Annotated in this window: 18 protein-coding genes; 7 read left to right on the top strand and 11 right to left on the bottom strand. The window is 72.0% G+C overall.

Going from position 1 to position 15870, the window contains the following annotated elements; translation table 11 throughout:
• Positions 1-12: 12 nt before the first annotated feature.
• Entirely contained in the window at positions 13-1236 is a 1224-nt protein-coding gene (locus ABZX02_RS01475) for a multidrug effflux MFS transporter (protein WP_355294127.1), read from the bottom strand.
• Positions 1237-1291: 55 nt separating this feature from the next.
• On the opposite strand from ABZX02_RS01475, the gene ABZX02_RS01470 reads away from it, so the two are divergent.
• A complete protein-coding gene (locus ABZX02_RS01470; RefSeq protein ID WP_355294126.1) occupies positions 1292-1744 on the top strand; it encodes a MarR family winged helix-turn-helix transcriptional regulator in 453 nt (150 codons plus the stop codon).
• Between the two features lie 4 nt (positions 1745-1748).
• Here the strand turns inward: ABZX02_RS01470 and ABZX02_RS01465 are convergent, their stop codons facing one another.
• Entirely contained in the window at positions 1749-2546 is a 798-nt protein-coding gene (locus tag ABZX02_RS01465; protein ID WP_355294125.1) for an SDR family oxidoreductase, read from the bottom strand.
• A gap of 133 nt (positions 2547-2679) precedes the next feature.
• On the opposite strand from ABZX02_RS01465, the gene ABZX02_RS01460 reads away from it, so the two are divergent.
• Positions 2680-3279, top strand: a complete 600-nt coding sequence (locus tag ABZX02_RS01460; RefSeq protein WP_355294124.1) for a TetR/AcrR family transcriptional regulator — start codon at positions 2680-2682, stop codon at positions 3277-3279.
• 5 nt (positions 3280-3284) lie between these two features.
• Here ABZX02_RS01460 and ABZX02_RS01455 read toward each other — a convergent pair whose 3' ends face one another.
• Both ABZX02_RS01455 and ABZX02_RS01450 read right to left on the bottom strand, forming a co-directional pair.
• Entirely contained in the window at positions 3285-4175 is an 891-nt protein-coding gene (locus ABZX02_RS01455) for an oxidoreductase (protein WP_355294123.1), read from the bottom strand.
• A gap of 20 nt (positions 4176-4195) precedes the next feature.
• Positions 4196-4810: a TetR/AcrR family transcriptional regulator gene (locus tag ABZX02_RS01450; RefSeq protein ID WP_355294122.1), complete on the bottom strand. Its 615-nt coding sequence runs from the start codon at positions 4808-4810 to the stop codon at positions 4196-4198.
• 95 nt (positions 4811-4905) lie between these two features.
• Between ABZX02_RS01450 and ABZX02_RS01445 the strand changes: the two genes are divergently transcribed.
• Both ABZX02_RS01445 and ABZX02_RS01440 read left to right on the top strand, forming a co-directional pair.
• Positions 4906-5592, top strand: coding sequence for an SDR family NAD(P)-dependent oxidoreductase (locus ABZX02_RS01445; RefSeq protein ID WP_355294121.1), 687 nt, complete (start codon positions 4906-4908; stop codon positions 5590-5592).
• A 12-nt stretch (positions 5593-5604) separates the two neighbouring features.
• Positions 5605-6195 (top strand): hypothetical protein, encoded by a 591-nt coding sequence (locus ABZX02_RS01440; protein ID WP_355294120.1) that lies wholly within the window; start codon positions 5605-5607, stop codon positions 6193-6195.
• On the opposite strand, the gene ABZX02_RS01435 is transcribed toward ABZX02_RS01440, so the two are convergent.
• From ABZX02_RS01435 to ABZX02_RS01425, 3 genes are all read right to left on the bottom strand, one after another.
• Positions 6178-7170: an ADP-ribosylglycohydrolase family protein gene (locus tag ABZX02_RS01435; RefSeq protein ID WP_355294119.1), complete on the bottom strand. Its 993-nt coding sequence runs from the start codon at positions 7168-7170 to the stop codon at positions 6178-6180. The two genes, ABZX02_RS01440 and ABZX02_RS01435, sit on opposite strands and share 18 nt — an antisense overlap.
• Before the next feature lie 158 nt (positions 7171-7328).
• Complete coding sequence (locus ABZX02_RS01430; RefSeq protein ID WP_355294118.1) at positions 7329-8399, bottom strand: CU044_5270 family protein; 1071 nt, start codon at positions 8397-8399, stop codon at positions 7329-7331.
• The gene (locus tag ABZX02_RS01425) at positions 8392-8970 is read right to left on the bottom strand and encodes an RNA polymerase sigma factor (RefSeq protein ID WP_355294117.1); all 579 of its coding nucleotides are present in this window, start codon (positions 8968-8970) and stop codon (positions 8392-8394) included. Before ABZX02_RS01425 ends, ABZX02_RS01430 begins: the two co-directional genes overlap by 8 nt.
• Positions 8971-9083: 113 nt before the next feature.
• Here ABZX02_RS01425 and ABZX02_RS01420 point away from each other — a divergent pair, with 113 nt between their 5' ends.
• Positions 9084-9653: a dihydrofolate reductase family protein gene (locus ABZX02_RS01420; protein ID WP_355294116.1), complete on the top strand. Its 570-nt coding sequence runs from the start codon at positions 9084-9086 to the stop codon at positions 9651-9653.
• Positions 9654-9715: 62 nt separating this feature from the next.
• Here ABZX02_RS01420 and ABZX02_RS01415 read toward each other — a convergent pair whose 3' ends face one another.
• The gene (locus ABZX02_RS01415) at positions 9716-11179 is read right to left on the bottom strand and encodes a non-reducing end alpha-L-arabinofuranosidase family hydrolase (protein ID WP_355294115.1); all 1464 of its coding nucleotides are present in this window, start codon (positions 11177-11179) and stop codon (positions 9716-9718) included.
• A 436-nt stretch (positions 11180-11615) separates the two neighbouring features.
• On the opposite strand from ABZX02_RS01415, the gene ABZX02_RS01410 reads away from it, so the two are divergent.
• Together ABZX02_RS01410 and ABZX02_RS01405 are read left to right on the top strand one after the other, a co-directional pair.
• On the top strand, positions 11616-12962 hold the full coding sequence (locus tag ABZX02_RS01410; RefSeq protein WP_355294114.1) for an endo-1,4-beta-xylanase: 1347 nt from the start codon (positions 11616-11618) through the stop codon (positions 12960-12962).
• Positions 12963-13040: 78 nt separating this feature from the next.
• Entirely contained in the window at positions 13041-13505 is a 465-nt protein-coding gene (locus ABZX02_RS01405; protein WP_355294113.1) for an RDD family protein, read from the top strand.
• Here the strand turns inward: ABZX02_RS01405 and ABZX02_RS01400 are convergent.
• The 3 genes from ABZX02_RS01400 to ABZX02_RS01390 are packed head-to-tail and all read right to left on the bottom strand — an operon-like array spanning position 13498 to position 15778.
• On the bottom strand, positions 13498-14142 hold the full coding sequence (locus tag ABZX02_RS01400; RefSeq protein WP_355294112.1) for a response regulator transcription factor: 645 nt from the start codon (positions 14140-14142) through the stop codon (positions 13498-13500). The two genes, ABZX02_RS01405 and ABZX02_RS01400, sit on opposite strands and share 8 nt — an antisense overlap.
• Entirely contained in the window at positions 14142-15311 is a 1170-nt protein-coding gene (locus ABZX02_RS01395; protein ID WP_355294111.1) for a histidine kinase, read from the bottom strand. The genes ABZX02_RS01400 and ABZX02_RS01395 overlap by 1 nt, the downstream gene beginning before the upstream one ends.
• Positions 15312-15325: 14 nt before the next feature.
• Positions 15326-15778: a hypothetical protein gene (locus ABZX02_RS01390; protein ID WP_355294110.1), complete on the bottom strand. Its 453-nt coding sequence runs from the start codon at positions 15776-15778 to the stop codon at positions 15326-15328.
• Positions 15779-15870: the final 92 nt, after the last annotated feature.

Genomic DNA, 15870 nt, shown 5'->3' with positions numbered 1-15870 from the left:
TGCTCCTGACTCTCAGGCCGAACCCGCGAGCGAGCCGGCAGGTTCGGGGGCGGTGACGTCGGGTGACGGCGCGGGGAGCAGCCGGAAGGCACCCACCGCGAGGCCGGCGAGCACGACCATGACGACCGCCATCGGCAGCGCCGAGTGACCGGTCCCCACGCTCACCAGCGGGGAGATGGCCGCGCCGAACCCGAACTGGGCGGTGCCGAGCACGGCCGATCCTGTGCCGGCCGCGCCGGGGACGGCGTCCAGGGCGAGGGCGGTGGCCGGGCCGAGGACGAAGCCCAGCGCCGCGACCGTGCCGAAGATCGGCACGACCAGCCACACCGGGCCGACCGGCAGGAGCGCGACCACCAGCAGCACCGCGGCGGCCGTGACCAGCCAGGTCGTGCCGATCGTGAGCATCCGGCGCGGGTGGTGGCGGCGCAGCAGCCGTGAGGCGACCGCGCTGCTCCCGACGAGACCGAGCGCGTTCAGGGAGAACAGCAGGCCGTAGCCGACCGGACTGGTGCCGATGACGACCTGGTACAGGAACGGCGACGCGGAGATGTAGGCCATCAGCACGGCGAACGACAGGACGAACGTGGCCGTCGCGGCGAGGTAGGCGCGCCGCCCGAGCACCCGGAAGCCACCGGTCCTCGCGGTGCCGCGCCGGCTCCGCGGCAGGGTCTCGGGCACGACCGTGACCGACCCGGCGAGCATCGCGACCGCGAGCCCCGCCAGGACGAACAGCACGCCGCGCCACCCGATCCCGTCCACGAGCAGGCTGCCCACCAGCGGCGCGACGACCGGCGCGACGCCGCCGACGATCATCATGAGGCTGAACGCGCGGGCGGCGGCGCGACCGGTGGCGAGGTCGGCGATGACCGCGCGGCCGATGACCATGCCGGCCGCGGCCGTCAGCCCCTGCACGAGGCGGGCGGCCAGCAGCACCTCGATCGTGGGCGCGAGGGCGGCGAGCACGCTGACGCCGACGAACACCGCCGAGCCGGCGAGCAGCGGCCCGCGCCTGCCCCACCGGTCCGAGAGCGGCCCGAAGACGAGCTGCCCGGCCGCGAGGCCCAGCAGGAACATCGTGAGCGTGAGCTGGACGGCCGTGTCGCTGGTGCCGAGCTCGGCGGCCATCCGCGGGAACGCGGGCAGGTACAGGTCGATGCCGAACGGGGCCACGCTCGCCAGCAGGGCGAGCACGAGCAGGAGCGGCACGGGGATGGCGCTGCGGGACGGCGAGGTCACCACATCTCCTATCAGGTGATAGCTATCATCTGACAGGAAAAGTACCATGGGTCCCGTGGACGAGGCCCAGAAGTCGCGGTTGTTCGAACTCGCCGACCTCATCTCGGCGGTCGGCCGCCAGATCCAGGCGTCCAAGGAGGGCGCGACCAAGGAGATGTGGACGGCCGGCGACATCGCGGTGATGCGCTACATCGATCGCAACCCCGGCACGTCCGCCGGCGCCGCCGCCGAGGCCACCCAGCAGATCTCCAGCAACTTCAGCCGGTCACTGCGCGGCCTCGAGCGCAAGGGCCTCGTGCACCGCGAGGCGGACCCGCAGGACGCGAGGAGGGTCCGCCTCTACCCGACCGCCCGCGCCCAGGAGAACCTGCGGCGGCTGCACGACGTGTGGAGCGACCTGCTCGTGGACGTCGTGTCCGACGAGGACGAGGTCGACACCATGATCACGTCCTTGCGCCGCATCGAGACGCGGCTCGCCGAAAAGGCCCAGGCGCGCTCCGAGAGGTGACCGCTCACGCCACCTTGGTCGAGCCCGCGTCCACGGCCCAGGTCGAGCCGATCACGCTCGGCATCGTCGGCGAGGCCAGCAGCAGCACCGCGCTGGCGATCTCGGCGGGCTCGATCATCCGGCCGGTCAGCATGCCGAGCTCCTTCGGCAGCCCGCCGAGCAACGTGGCGTGCTCGACCCCGAACGCTCCCGCCACCTGCGAGATGTATCCACCGTCGCCCTCGATGCTGAACGTGCGCGTGAGCGACGGGGAGACGGCGTTGACCCGCACGCCCTCCGGTCCCACGCGCTCGGCGAGCGCCCTCGTGAACATGTTCAGCGCCGCCTTGGCCGCCGCGTAGGGCAGCGGGGTGGCGCCCGGAGCGCCGATGCGCCGCGCGGTGTCCGACCCGATGTTGACCACGGCGCCCTTCGCCTCGATCAACGCGGGCAGCGCGGCCCTCGTGACGCGCACGGCGGAGTGCAGGTTCATCTCGAAGACGTCCCGCCAGATCTCGTCGTCGCCGTCGAGGACGTTGCCGATCGAGCCCTCGGGCAACGTGCCGCCGCCCGCGTTGTTGACCAGCACGTCCAGCCTGGGATCGGCCGCGAGGACGGCGTCGACCGCACGCCGCGGACCGTCCACCTCGGACAGGTCGGCGGCCACGAACGCCGCTCCGGTCGCCTCCAGTTCGGGGGTCGTGCGCCGCGACACGGCGGTGACCTCGGCCCCCTCCGCGACGAAGGCCCGCACGATCGCGAGGCCGATGCCCTTGCTGGCGCCGGTGACGAGCACGCGCTTGCCGGCGAGCTTCAGGTCCATGGTTCCCAACTCCTGGTGTTCGACGATCAACGACTACCTAAATGCAACACCCGAGTCTCACTTCTGTCAACAAACGAGTCATTGGTGTCTCACTTAGGCTGATCGTTAGGCTTGGTCGCCACCAGGAGGTCAGATGAGCGCGTCCACCCCGCCCCGTCCCGTCCGCGCGGACGCCGAGCGCAACGTGACGCGCATCCTCGAGGCCGCCAAGACCGTGCTGGCCGACGACCCGACCGCGTCGCTCGAGCGGATCGCGGACGAGGCGGGCCTCGCGCGGGCGACCGTCCACCGCCGCTTCGCCTCGCGCAAGGCGCTGCTGGACACCCTGTTCGCCCAGCTCAACGAGCAGTACCTGCGAGCGCTGAACGAGGCCAGGGTCGAGACCGCTCCCCCGCTCGTCGCGCTGCACCGCGTCACCGAGTTCGTCATCGAGGTCAAGTTCAGCCACCGGCTGATCGTCGACCTCGTCAACCGCACGCAGACGGGCCACGCGTTCCTCAGCGACGAGGTCGTGGCGCGCGCGGAGCTGCTGTTCTCCCGGCTGCGGGACGCCGGCGCGATCACGGCGGAGTCGCCGTCGTGGTGCCTGCGGATCTACCTCGCGGTCCTGGACGAGGTGCACCAGCTCCCCGCCGGCGCGCCCGAGCTCGGCGCGGGCGACGACGCCGCCGCGCGCACCGAGCTCCAGGTCTCGACCGTGCTGGGCGCGCTCGGCGGTGTCCGTCCTCAGTAGACGGTTCAGGCCTTCGCGGCCAACGGGAAGACGACGCCGGTGAGCCGTTCCGAGGCCTCCCACAACCCGCGCGCGAGCACCGGGTCGCTGGCCGCCGCCGACCGGCCGACCAGCGCGGGGTGCCCGTGCAGCTCGAACCGCCCGTCCGGGCCGACGTAGCTCGCGCCCGGCAGGTCCTGGGTCGCCGCGTACAGCGACGGCAGCGCGCCCTGCTCCTCGGTCTGCGCGAGGTAGCGACCGGCCAGGTGCACGACCTTGACGAGGTGCCGGTTGCGACCCTTGGTGCCGAGGTTGGACGCCGTGTAGCCGGGGTGCGCGGACAGCGCGCGCACGGACGAGCCCGCTTCGCGGCAGCGCCGGTCCAGTTCGAGCGTGAACAGCAGGTTCGCGAGCTTCGACCGGCCGTAGCCCTTGACCGGGGTGTAGCGGGCGAGGTCGAGGTCGTCGAGGTCGAGCACGCCCGCCCGGTGCGCGCCGGAGGCGACGGTGACCACGCGGTCGGTGATCGAGGGCAGCAGCAGGTTGGTGAGCGCGAAGTGGCCGAGGTGGTTGGTGCCGAACTGCAGCTCGAACCCGTCCGCCGTGTGCCCGTGCGGGGTCATCGCCACGCCGGCGTTGTTGACGAGGACGTCGAGGTCGCCCTGCCAGCCGTCGGCGAACGCGCGCACCGACGCGAGGTTCGCGAGGTCGAGCGCGCGGACCTCGGTGGTGCCGGGCATCGCGGCCGCGGCCCGTTCCCCGGCGGCGACGTCGCGCACCGCGAGCACCGTGCGCGCTCCGGCGGCGGCGAAGGCGGTGGCGGTGCCCCGGCCCACCCCGCTGGCCGCGCCCGTCACCACGACGGTGCGCCCGGTCAGGTCGGGGAGGTCTCGAGCGGTCCACCGGCGCGTCGTCATGATCGCCAGTCTAGGCACCCTCACGCGGCCGGGACGGGCCAGTTCCGCACCGCGAGCGCGGCCAGTTCCCGGAGTTCCTCCCGGCCGACCCCGCCGGCTGCCTGCACGGCGATGCCCGCCTGGAGCGTGTGCACGTAGCGCGCGAGCAGACCGGGGTCCGCGTCCGGCGGGAGGTCGCCCTCGGCGACGGCGCGCTCGAACCGCTCGCGGATCTTCGCGTGACCGTCGTCGCGCCAGCCGACGAGCAGCGCGCGGATCTCGCGCCCGGCCTCACCGGTGGCGAGAGCCCCCTGCACGCCGAGGCACCCGCGGGGCCGGTCCGGACACGTGGTGGTCTCGACGGCGCCCGTGAGCAACGCCGTCGCGACGCCGAGCGCGGTCGGCTCCGCGAGCGCCGCCACGACGTAGGCGCTGGGCCCCTCCTCGTAGCGCCGCAGTGCCCGGCGGAAGAGCTGCTCCTTGTTGCCGAAGGTCGCGTACATGCTGGCCGTCGAGATGCCCATGGCGTCGGTCAGGTTCGCGAGGCTCGCGCCCTCGTACCCCTGTTCCCAGAAGACCAGCAGCGCGCGGTCGAGCGCCTCGTCGGCGTCGAAGCCGCGCGGACGCCCGGTCGCGCGCCCTCGTGTCGTCTCCACGTCCCCAGGCTACCGCGTTTTGGAACGATCGCTGCAGAAGGTGGTACGGTCGAGTTCTGAAGCGATCGATCCAAAACTTGGGGAGCGAGTTCACGATGACGATCACGCTGGTCACCGGCGCCAACAAGGGCATCGGTTTCGAGACGGCGAAGCAGCTCGTGGCACTGGGGCACACGGTCTACGTCGGAGCGCGCGACGCCGAACGCGGCGAGAAGGCCGCGGCCGAACTGGGTGCGCGCTTCGTGCAGCTCGACGTGACCGACGACGCCTCGGTGCAGGCGGCACTGGCCCGCATCGGCGCGGAGGAGGGACGGCTCGACCTCCTGGTGAACAACGCGGGCATCCTCGCCAACGAGAGCCTCGACGGCCCCGCGGCGCTGCACGCGTTCGACGTCAACGCGGTCGGGGTCGTCCGCGTCACGGAGGCCGCACTCCCCCTGCTGCGCGAGTCCGACCACCCCGCCGTCGTCACGGTGTCGAGCAGCCTGGGGTCGTTCTGGGCGGTGACCAACCCCGACCGGCCCGAGTACGGGCTCCCGCTCGCGCTCTACGCCGCGTCGAAGGCGGCGGCCACCATGCTGACCGTCCAGTACGCCAAGGCGCACCCGGGGATCCGGTTCAACGCGGTCGAGCCGGGCGCCACCGCCACCGACATGACGGCGGCGTTCGGGATCGGGCGTCCGGTGCAGGAGAGCGCGCGGGTCGTGGTGCGGCTGGCCACCCTCGGGGCCGACGGTCCCACCGGGACGTTGCAGGACGAGAACGGCGTGCTGGCCTGGTGACAGGATGAGCCGGTGGAGATCGGCTCACCGGGCGACTGGATGTTCGACCTGATCGCGGAGGACGACGTCGTCCGCGATCAGGCGCTGACCCGTCACCGGGAACTCGCGGCCCGGCGTTGCGGGGTGTGGCACTGGTCCGACGGCGAGCGGACGACGCTGTGGTACGTCGACAGGTTCGAGTACGCGCAGGAGCCCGCCGAGAAGCTGGAGTGCTGGCGCCACGTCGCGCTGTACCTGCGCTGGGAGACGCGCTTCCCGGACGAGTGGCGGCACTCGGACGTGTGCTCGGCGTGGACCCGCAAGGGAGCGCTGCTCACCCACCTGGGCAAGCACGGCGCGCCGCCCGAGGCACGCCGGGAGGCAGCGGACCTGCTTCTCGACGTGCTGCACCGCCCCTACCGCTGCAAGGACTGGATGTTCGCGCGCCTGGTCCGCCACGTCGACTGCCGCGACCGGCTGGCGGGGCTCGCGGACGCGGATGACCTCACCGTGCGACTGCGCGCCCGGTTCCTCCTCGACCTCGCCGACCGGCCCGGCCTGAACATCACGCGCAAGACCTGGCCGGCCTGGCTCGACCGGGGGTGCCTACCCGCGCAGCAGTGACGCGACCTCGGCCAGCTCGCCGGACCGTTCGATCCGGGTGACCCAGTCCGACGGCCACGCCGCCAGACCGTGCGCGGCACCGACGAACGCTCCGGCCAAAGCGGCGATCGAGTCGGAGTCGCCGCTGGTCCGTGCGGCCCGCACCAGGACGCGCACCGGGTCGTCGGGGTGCCGCAACGCGCAGTACAGGCCGGTGGCCAGCGCCTCCTCGGCGATCCAGGCCTCCCCGGTGGCGAGGCAGGCGTCGGCGTTGTCGTCGGGGCGGGCGAGCGCCGCGACCAGTCGTTCGAGGACCTCGGCGCACTCGTCCCAGCCTCGGGCGATGAACTCGGCGGGCGTGGTGGCGCCGGGCGCCTGCCACAGGGTGCCGAGCCAGTCGTCCAGGTAGGTCGTGCGGCGGTCGGCGCAGCGGGCCAGCAGTGCGGCGGGGACGTCCGCCAGGTCGGCGCCGTCCACCAGCAGGCGGGTCGCGTAGGCGGTGAGCTCGGAGGCCGCCAGCGCGGTCGGGTGGCCGTGGGTCATCGCCGCCTGGAGCTGCGAGATGCCCGCGAGGAGCTCCAGGTCGAGGTCCGGCAGCAGGCCCACCGGGGTGACGCGCATGTTGGCGCCGCAGCCCTTGGAACCGGCGACGGTCGCCTCCACCCAGGGCTGGCCCTCGGCGAGGCCGCCGCACGCGCGCAGGCACGTCATGCCGGGCGCGCGGTCGTTGTCCGGGCTGTGCGCCCACTCCACGAACCGCTTGCGCAGCTGCGGTTCCAGCGCGTCCGGAGTGAGGGTGTGGGCGTCGTGCACGGCCCAGGCGACGGCCAGCGCCATCTGCGTGTCGTCGGTGAAGAGCGCCGGGTCGCCTTCGAGGTCGTCCGGACCGGTGGGACCGTACCGGTCGTCGACCTCGGCGACGGTCAGGAACTCCGTCGGCATGCCCAGCGCGTCCCCGAAGGCCAGCCCGTACAACGATCCCGCGATGCGATCCACGATCCGACCCTATGTCAGGCGCCGCGCCCGGCGGGCGGGATTCCCGACGCCGAGCGCGGCGCCGCGCCGCCGTGCATCGCGGTCGCCGCGGTGTGCGTGCGTCCCTTCTGGCGCTACGACGCCAAAGAGGGGCACGCACTGGCCGCGGTGAGCACGTCCTAGTTCACCGGCTTCTCACCGGCACGGTCCACGACGCCCACGTCGACCGCCGAGAACGACACCTGGGTGCCGGGGTTCAGGCCCTCCCAGAAGTCGGTGCCCGGCTGGAGCAGCACCGACCGCACGCCGAGGAACCGGCCCGACTCCGGGTCGACGATGATGTCGTCGCGCAGCGTGCCGCCCGGCAGGCCGAGCGCCGTGCCGACCTTGCCGTTCAGGTTCGCGGTCGTCTCGGTGACGCGCAGGTCCGGCAGGTTCCGCAGGGCCTCGTACAGCGCGGACCTCAGCTCCCGCGACGAGTCGGGCGACGCGAGCACGGCCGCGGCGTTGGACAGCGCCTGGCCCGCCTCCCCGCGCGAGTCGGCCCACAGGCGGTCGTACAGCGCCTGGGGTGCGGTGGGCAGCGAGGCGAGGAAGCGCGGGTTGGGCTTGCCCCAGCTGCCCTGGCGGTCCGCGCAGGGCTTGCCCCAGTCGGGGTCGCCGCCGAGCTCCTCGTTCACGTCGGGGTAGTCACCGCACGGGCCGCGCCGCTCCTTCAGCGGCTGGTCGCCCGCGAACAGGCCTCCGTCCCCGTCGGTCCGCACCAGCTCGTCGCTGCCGACCAGCCACTGCCGGTCGAGCGCAGCGCGGCGGTTCAGCCACTCGCCGGAGCGGTCGGCGGGGATCCACACCTCGTCCAGCGTGTGGAACAGCACCGACAGCGGCTTGTCCGTCCTGGTCTTCGCGCTGCCGAGGTCCCACGAGTGCGTCGCCACGTACTGGTACTGGCCGGCCGCCGGAGCGGTCTGGCCGGTCGTGGCGGCGGCCGCGCGGCGCAGCGTCTCCGCGGCACTGGCGGCGGGACCCGAGTCGGCCGACCACAGTGCCGGCACGGCGACCAGGGTCCCGGCCACGAGCGTGACCGCGGCGGCGGCCACCAGCCACCTCTTCCCGCCGGACGCGGGTGCGTCACCGGCGGCCAGCATGCGGGCGAGGGCTCGTTCGCGGGCCTCGGCGCTGAACGCCGGTCCCTCGGGCTGATCGGCGATCGCCCTGTCGAGCTCCTCGTCGGTCCACGTCTTCTCAGTCATCGTTGCTCTCCGGGACGATGGTGGGGCACGCGGTGCGCAACTGCTGCCGCACGCGGTGGAGGCGGGAGCGCACGGTGCCGACGGGGATGTCGAGCGCCTGCGCCACCTCCGCCGCGTCCAGACCGGCCCAGCCGGTCAGCAGCAGCACGTCGCGGTCGCGTTGCTTGAGCTGCCGGACCGCCACGGCGAACTGACGTGCCCTGACCTCGGCGTCCACCGTGTCCACGACCCGGCTCTCGTGGCTGTCGGCGTCGTGACCCGGCGCGAGGCGCGCGTAGGCCTCCCGTTCCCGCCTGCGGCCGCGCAGGTGGGTGTGCAGGAGGTTGGTCGCGATGCCGAACAACCACGCCCGCGCGGATCCGCGGGAGGAGTCGAAGCGGGCACGGCTGCGGATCGCCGAGACGAACACGTCGGCCACGAGGTCGTCCGCCGCCGCCGGCACCCATCTGGCCAGGTAGCGGTGCAACTCGTCGGCGTGGCGGGTGAACAGCGCTGTGAAGTCCTCCTCCGCCGGGGGCTGGGCGCCCGCGTCCGGGGGTGGGACTCCGTCCCGCGAACTACGGTTGATCACGGTCATCACGTCAGTACTTAGCCGATGTCCGGATCCGCGTTCACGGCGGCGCCGTCGAACCCGGGCCGCGCCGTTCGTGTAGGTCGTGACCTCGACCTTCAGGGAGTGCGGCGATGCGGACTATCTCGACGACGATGTTCATGACGCTCGACGGTGTGGTGCAGGGCCTGGGCCGGCCGGACGAGGACACCCGCGGCGGGTTCGAGCACGGTGGCTGGGGTGCGCGCTACCAGGACGACGTGCTGGCGGAGGAGATGGCCAAGGGCATGGCGGCGCCGGGGGCGATGCTGTTCGGGCGCCGCACCTGGCAGGACTTCCTCCACGCCTGGGCGTCGGCGGAGGACGGCAACCCGTTCACTGCGCACATGAACGCGGCGCGCAAGTACGTGGTGTCCTCGACCCTCCCCGACGCGGACGCGTGGGAGAACTCGGTGCTGCTGCGGTCGGTCGAGGACGTGGCGGCGCTGGACGGCGACCTCTCGATCATCGGCAGCGCGGCGCTGGTGCGGTCGTTGCACGCCGCCGGGCTGGTCGACCGGTACACGCTGGTGATCCACCCGGTGGCGCTGGGCAGCGGCACGCGGCTGTTCGAGGGGACGGCGCCGCTGACGGAGTTCGAGCTGACCGGGTGCGTGACGACGACGAAGGGCGTGATCGTCGCGCACTACTCGCGGACGCCGTGACGACCACCGGGACCGGGGCCGGCTCCCTCCGCCGCGAGAGCCGGCCCCGGTCGGTCAGGTGGTCAGCGTTGCAGCGTCAGCAGACCGGGGCGGTACGGCAGGCGGCCGTAGTCGCCACCCGAGTTCGGGTCGCGGCCCTGGTAGAGCAGCTGCAGGTTGCAGGGGTCGATGGTCTTGGTCTGGTCGGGGTTGCTGCGGATCAGGTCGCCGTGGCTGATGTCGTTGGTCCAGGTGGCACCGCTGTTGGCCTTGCCGGCGAACGGGTTGCTCTCGGTGGCGGCCTGCGGGGTCCACGAGCCGTTGAGGCTGCTGGAGGTGAACGACCGGAAGAAGCGGCCGTTGGCGCCCATCGCCTCGACGATCATGAGGTACTGGTTCTGGCCCTGGACCTTGTAGACCTCGACGGCCTCGAACAGGTTCGCGGTCGTGTCGCTCATGATCTGCGTCCACGACGAGCCGAAGCTGCCGGGGAAGTTCCCGATCGGCATGCTCGCGCGGTAGATCTTGCCGTTGTCGCCCGCGAAGAACAGGTACATGGTCGTGCTGTCGCCGATGAGGGTCTGGTCGATGGGACCGGTGCCGGAGTTGGGGATCGTGCCGGTGAACAGGGTCTGCGGCGACGACCAGCCGTTCGCGTTGGTCGGGTCGCTCGAGGTGCGGTAGCTGAACGTCGTCGGGCCCCACTGGTAGGTCAGCACCCAGATGTTCTTCGGTGCGAAGTAGAAGAGCGTGGGTGCGACGGCCCCGGTGTTCATGGCGTTCTGGCTCGCGGAACCCATGTCCGACCAGTTGGTGAAGGAGCCGAAGTTCATCGAGCCCCAGGTCGTCCCGGCGTCGTGCGTGGTGGCGTAGACGAGGTGCCTGCCGTTGTGCATGACGTGGGTGAAGTCCTTGAGCGACACCCAGCCCTGCCGTGGTTGCGCCAGCGGCCCGGTCGAGGACCAGCGGTAGGTCGACGGGAGCTGGCACGTGCCGCCACCGCCGCCGCTGCCGACGCGGACGAGCTGCCACTGCTGGTTGGCGCCGCCCCAGTCGCTGTACTGCACGACGTTGGCGCCGTCGGCGGTCGACGCGCCCTGGACCTCCACGGCCTTGCCGCTGTTGCGGTTGATCAGCCGCACGTGCCCGCCGTCGGAGTCGGCCAGGCGGAACTGCTGGTTCGTGCCGTTGAGGTCGCTCCACTGCACGATGGCGCCGCCGTCCGCGGTGGAGAAGTTGTGGACGTCGAGGACCTTGCTCGACAGCCGTGACTTCAGCCGGTAGTAGCCGCCGCCCGAGTCGACGAACTGCCACTGCTGCTGGTTGCCGTCGTTGCGGGCCCACTGGGTGATGCGCGCGCCGTCGTTGGTGGCGAGGTTGTAGACGTCGAGCGCCTTGCCGCTGGTCCGGTTGACCAACACGTACCAGGCGCTGGTGTCGACCGTCGCCGCGGCGGCGGGGGCCGGCGCGAGCGCCGCGACCGATCCGCCGAGCAGGACGGCCGCGGCCGCGATGAGGCCGACTGCGCGATGGCCTGTTCTGGCCATGGGTGTGCTCCTCTTCGTCGAGGTGGCGAAACCGCCGCGCGCACAGCGATCACGTCTCTGGGATGCCGGATATTCGCACTCTGGACGACGATCTCCACGCGGTCAAGGCGCGTCGAACGCATTCGATCCGCCGTCCCGGGTGGAAATGTTTCGAAAACTGTTTCGAAACCCGGCGGAACACGGCGGCGCGAAATGGCCGCCGACCTCCCCATTCGACAGCTGTTCGACATCTGCGGAGATCACGCAGCTCAGGACTGCGGAACGCGGACGTCTTGATCGGCCCACGCCCCTGTGCCAATACTGGTCTCGTTCGAGAGTCGAACGGCAGGTGGACACGGCGCAATCCATCCCGTTCGACCCGGGTCGACAGTCAGTTCTTTCGACCGAAACCATTCCACCCGCGCACTCGCGGGTGCTTCTCAGAAAGCGCCGAACAATGACGCTGACAGCGAAGTCAGTCGCACGGGTCTCACTCGTGTCCGCACTCGTCGCCGCCTCGGTGGGAGCCGCCGTGCTCGCGGCGGGACCGGCCAGCGGTGCCGCCTCCACCCTGGCCGCGGCAGCGCAGCAGAGCGGCCGGTACTTCGGCACCGCGGTCGCGGCGAACAAGCTCGGTGACTCGACCTACGTGGGGATCCTGAACCGCGAGTTCGACATGGTCACGGCCGAGAACGAGATGAAGATGGACGCGACCGAGCCGAACCAGGGTCAGTTCAGCTACGGCAACGCGGACCGGATCGTGAACCAGGCCCGCGGGCAGGGCAAGCGGATCCGCGGGCACGCGCTCGCCTGGCACTCGCAGCAACCGGGCTGGATGCAGAACATGTCCGGCACGGCGTTGCGCAACGCGATGCTCAACCACGTCACGCAGGTCGCGAGCTACTACCGCGGCAAGATCTACGCCTGGGACGTGGTGAACGAGGCGTTCGCCGACGGCAGCAGCGGTGGCCGCCGCGACTCCAACCTCCAGCGCACCGGCAACGACTGGATCGAGGCCGCGTTCCGCGCCGCCCGCTCCGCCGACCCGAACGCGAAGCTCTGCTACAACGACTACAACACCGACAACTGGTCGCACGCGAAGACCCAGGGCGTCTACCGGATGGTGCAGGACTTCAAGTCCCGCGGCGTCCCGATCGACTGCGTCGGCTTCCAGGCCCACTTCAACAGCGGCAACCCGGTGCCGTCCAACTACCACACCACTCTGCAGAACTTCGCCGCCCTGGGCGTGGACGTGCAGATCACCGAACTCGACATCGAGGGTTCCGGCAGCTCGCAGGCGCAGCAGTACCAGGGCGTCACGCAGGCCTGCCTGTCCGTCCCGCGCTGCACCGGCATCACGGTGTGGGGCATCCGCGACACGGACTCGTGGCGCGCGTCCGGAACGCCGTTGCTGTTCGACGGCAGTGGCAACAAGAAGGCCGCGTACAACTCCGTCCTCAACGTCCTGAACAGCGGCACGGGCACCACCACCCCGCCGACGAGCACGACGACGACGACGTCCGGCAACCCCGGCGGCGGGGGCTGCACCGCGACGTACTCCGAGGGTGAGAAGTGGAGTGACCGCTTCAACGGCAACGTGACCGTGAGCGGTACCGACAACTGGGTCGTGACGGTCACCGTCAGCTCTCCCCAGCGGGTCATCGCCACCTGGAACACCAGCGCGACCTGGCCCTCGGCCAACGTGATGGTGGCGCGGCCGAACGGCAACGGCAACACGTTCGGCTTCACGATCCAGCACGGCGGCAACTGGAACTGGCCCAGCATCTCCTGCAGCGTCGGCTGATCCTGGACGCCGCGGACCCGGTGCGGCCCGGGTCCGCGGCGTTCGACAACCCCGGCACCGCACCACCAGGATGTGCTCGTGGCACTCGACGCCGAAGCCCGGTCGATCGTCCTCCGCCGGTACTCCCAGCACGTGATCGAGTTCGCGCTGCTGGTCGTGGCGGCCGTGCTGGGCCTGGTCCCCGGTTTCCTGCTCTCGCTCGTCCTGGTCAAGCTCGGCATGCCACCGGAGCACTTCGCCGTCGTCGCGGTGAGCTCGATCGCGGTGGTGTCGGTGCTGGGCGTGCTGTGGCTCGAGATCTGGTACCCGTACCGGCACGGCGGGTCGACGCCCGCGATGCGCTGGCTCGGCATCCGGATCACGACGCTGCGCGGCGCCGAGCCGTCGTTGCGGGACTACTTCGTGCGGTGGCTGCTGATGGTGGTGGACGGGCTGTTCCTGGGACTGGTGGGCGCCGTGCTGATCGCGGTGACACCGCGCAACCAGCGGCTCGGGGACATCGTGGCGGGCACCGTGGTCGTGCGGCGGCCCGCCCTCACCTGAGCAGACCGGTGCGCCAGGCCCAGATCGCGATCTCGGTCCGGTTGCGGGCGCCGATCTTCTCCTGGACGTTCGCCAGGTGCGACTTCACCGTCGACAGCGAGACGCGCAGGCGCTCGGCCACCTCCGCGTTGGTCGCACCCCGCCCGACCGCGAGCACGACGTCGAGCTCCCGGCCCGTGAGCGGGGTGTGCGCCTGCCCGCGGCCGGCACCGCCGGTGAAGTGGGACAGCAGCCGCACGGTGACGGCGGGCGAGACCAGCGCCTCTCCCCGCACCGCCGCGTGCACGGCCTCCACCAGCAGCCGCGGCCGGGCGTCCTTGAGCAGGAACCCGCACGCCCCGGCGAGCAGTGCGGCGTAGACGTTCTCGTCGACGTCGTAGGTCGTGACCACCAGCACCCGCAACGGATCCGCGACGCCCGGTCCGGCCAGCAGCTCGGTCGCGCGCAGGCCGTCGAGCTTCGGCATGCGGATGTCCATCAGCACCACGTCCGGGCGCAGCTGCCGCGCCAGGCGCACGGCCGACTCGCCGTCGGCGGCCTCGCTGATCACCGTGATGCCCGGTTCGGCGTCGAGGACCAGCCGGAAGCCGGTGCGGACGAGGGTCTGGTCGTCCGCGATCAGCACTCGGATCGTCATCAGATCCCCTGCGGTGCTTCGGGTTCGCGGGGCAACCGCGCCGTGACCCGCCAGCGGCCGTCGCCGTGCGGGCCCGCGGTCAGTTCCCCGCCGAGCGCGGTCATCCGTTCCGCCATGCCGATGATGCCGTGCCCGCCTTCCGCCGGCTCTCCCGCCGGCACGCCGTCGTTGTCGATCTCCAGCACGAGCTCGTCCCCGTCCGCGGAGGCCGTCACGCGCACGTCCGCGGCCCGCGCGTGCCGACGGGCGTTGGTCAGCGCCTCCAGCAGAACCCGGTGCAGCGCAACGGAGACCGGTGCCGGCAGCGGCAGGCCGTCCACCTCGTCGGCCACCCGTGCGGAGGCCTGTTCCCCCACCGCCGCGCGCACCACGTCGCCCAGCGCGAGGCTCGGCGACGGCAGTGGTTCGTCGCTGCGCAGCACGCCGACGAGCCCGCGGGTCGCCGTCAGCGCCTCGGCCGCCGCCTGCTCGATCTGGTCGTAGAAGTCGAGCGGGTTCTGGGGCGGTGCCGCCGGGTTCTCCGCGAGCGCCTGGGCCGCCCGCGTCCGCACGACGATCCCGGTGACGTGGTGCGCCACCAGGTCGTGCAGGTCGCGGGCGAGTTGGAGGCGGTCCTCGGTGCGGATCCGCTCCATCTCGCGGCGGTGCCGGGCGTCCGCGTCGCGCAGGATCAGGCCGAGGGCGACCGCCGCGCCCCACGCCAGCGCGGCCGCCACGGTGAGCAGCGCGGCCGGGAAACCGAGGCCGTAGCGCGTCATTGGAGCCAGCACGACGGCGGCGCAGGCGGCGACGGCCAGTGCCGCCGCCCGCACCGCCGGGAGCCGGCGACACCCCGCACCCGCCACCAGCAGCACCGCCAGCACCTCCGTCACCGGCGGCCGCACGGGAACCTCGTCGACGAACGCGCCCGCGGCCGTGCCGAGCAGGGACAGGCCGATGGCGGCGCAGCCCAGCAGTTCGAGCCGGCGGGGGAACCTGCGCCGCAGCACCGCGAGGACCGCCACGGCCTCGCCGGAGTACGGCACCACCATCGAGAGCAGCGGGCCGAGCAGCCCGCGGGGTGTCTCCCCGCCGCTCGCCAGCACCGCGTCCACCACGACCGCCGCCACCAGCACGGTGACCTCGGCGACGAACACACCGCGCCGCGCCGGCGTTCCCCCTGCGGTCATGCGGACATTCTCCGCTACCGCGCCTGCCGGACGCGGAGGAAGTACTCGTTGGACGCGGGCAGGTAGCTCGCCACGACCGCGAGCGCCGCCACCAGCGCCCCGCCGTACGCGGGCAGCGTCGCCGTTCCCTCGCCGACGAACAGGCTGCCCACCTGGAACACCGTGAACACGGTCAGCACGATCCTCGCCCAGTTGCGACCCGCGCGGAGCTTGAACGCGAGCCACAGCTGCACGAGCGCGATCACCAGTGCGACGCCCGCGAACGTCACCTGGGTGATGGTCGCCGCGCTCTGCAACTGCTCCTCGGTCAGCTGCGTTCCGGACGCCCTCAGCGCGTCGACGAGGGCGTCGCGCGTGCCCACCAGGACACCGATGGACGTCACCGCGAAGACGCACGACACCAGGAAGCCGGCGAACGCGGCGTTGACGGTGCCCGGCGGCGTGGTCCTACCCGTTGCAGTAGTCATGATCACGACCGTAGGACCGGCTCGGAACGGGGTGCGAGACCTCGAGGGCCGTCTCGTACTTTCGGCCGGGAGTCCGGTTGCGGTGGTGCGGC

Origin of the sequence: Lentzea sp. NPDC003310 (genome assembly GCF_040610935.1) — a bacterium.
Lineage (GTDB): Bacteria > Actinomycetota > Actinomycetes > Mycobacteriales > Pseudonocardiaceae > Lentzea.
This window is presented reverse-complemented; position numbering and strand designations above follow the sequence as displayed.

Coding starts and splice junctions, on each gene's coding strand:
- ABZX02_RS01420 (WP_355294116.1), top strand. CDS start 9,084: ATGCGGACTATCTCGACGACGATGTTCATGACGCTCGACGGTGTGGTG.
- ABZX02_RS01415 (WP_355294115.1), bottom strand. CDS start 11,179: ATGGCCAGAACAGGCCATCGCGCAGTCGGCCTCATCGCGGCCGCGGCC.
- ABZX02_RS01395 (WP_355294111.1), bottom strand. CDS start 15,311: ATGACCGCAGGGGGAACGCCGGCGCGGCGCGGTGTGTTCGTCGCCGAG.
- ABZX02_RS01430 (WP_355294118.1), bottom strand. CDS start 8,399: ATGACTGAGAAGACGTGGACCGACGAGGAGCTCGACAGGGCGATCGCC.
- ABZX02_RS01445 (WP_355294121.1), top strand. CDS start 4,906: ATGACGATCACGCTGGTCACCGGCGCCAACAAGGGCATCGGTTTCGAG.
- ABZX02_RS01465 (WP_355294125.1), bottom strand. CDS start 2,546: ATGGACCTGAAGCTCGCCGGCAAGCGCGTGCTCGTCACCGGCGCCAGC.
- ABZX02_RS01460 (WP_355294124.1), top strand. CDS start 2,680: ATGAGCGCGTCCACCCCGCCCCGTCCCGTCCGCGCGGACGCCGAGCGC.
- ABZX02_RS01455 (WP_355294123.1), bottom strand. CDS start 4,175: ATGACGACGCGCCGGTGGACCGCTCGAGACCTCCCCGACCTGACCGGG.
- ABZX02_RS01400 (WP_355294112.1), bottom strand. CDS start 14,142: ATGACGATCCGAGTGCTGATCGCGGACGACCAGACCCTCGTCCGCACC.
- ABZX02_RS01410 (WP_355294114.1), top strand. CDS start 11,616: ATGACGCTGACAGCGAAGTCAGTCGCACGGGTCTCACTCGTGTCCGCA.
- ABZX02_RS01390 (WP_355294110.1), bottom strand. CDS start 15,778: ATGACTACTGCAACGGGTAGGACCACGCCGCCGGGCACCGTCAACGCC.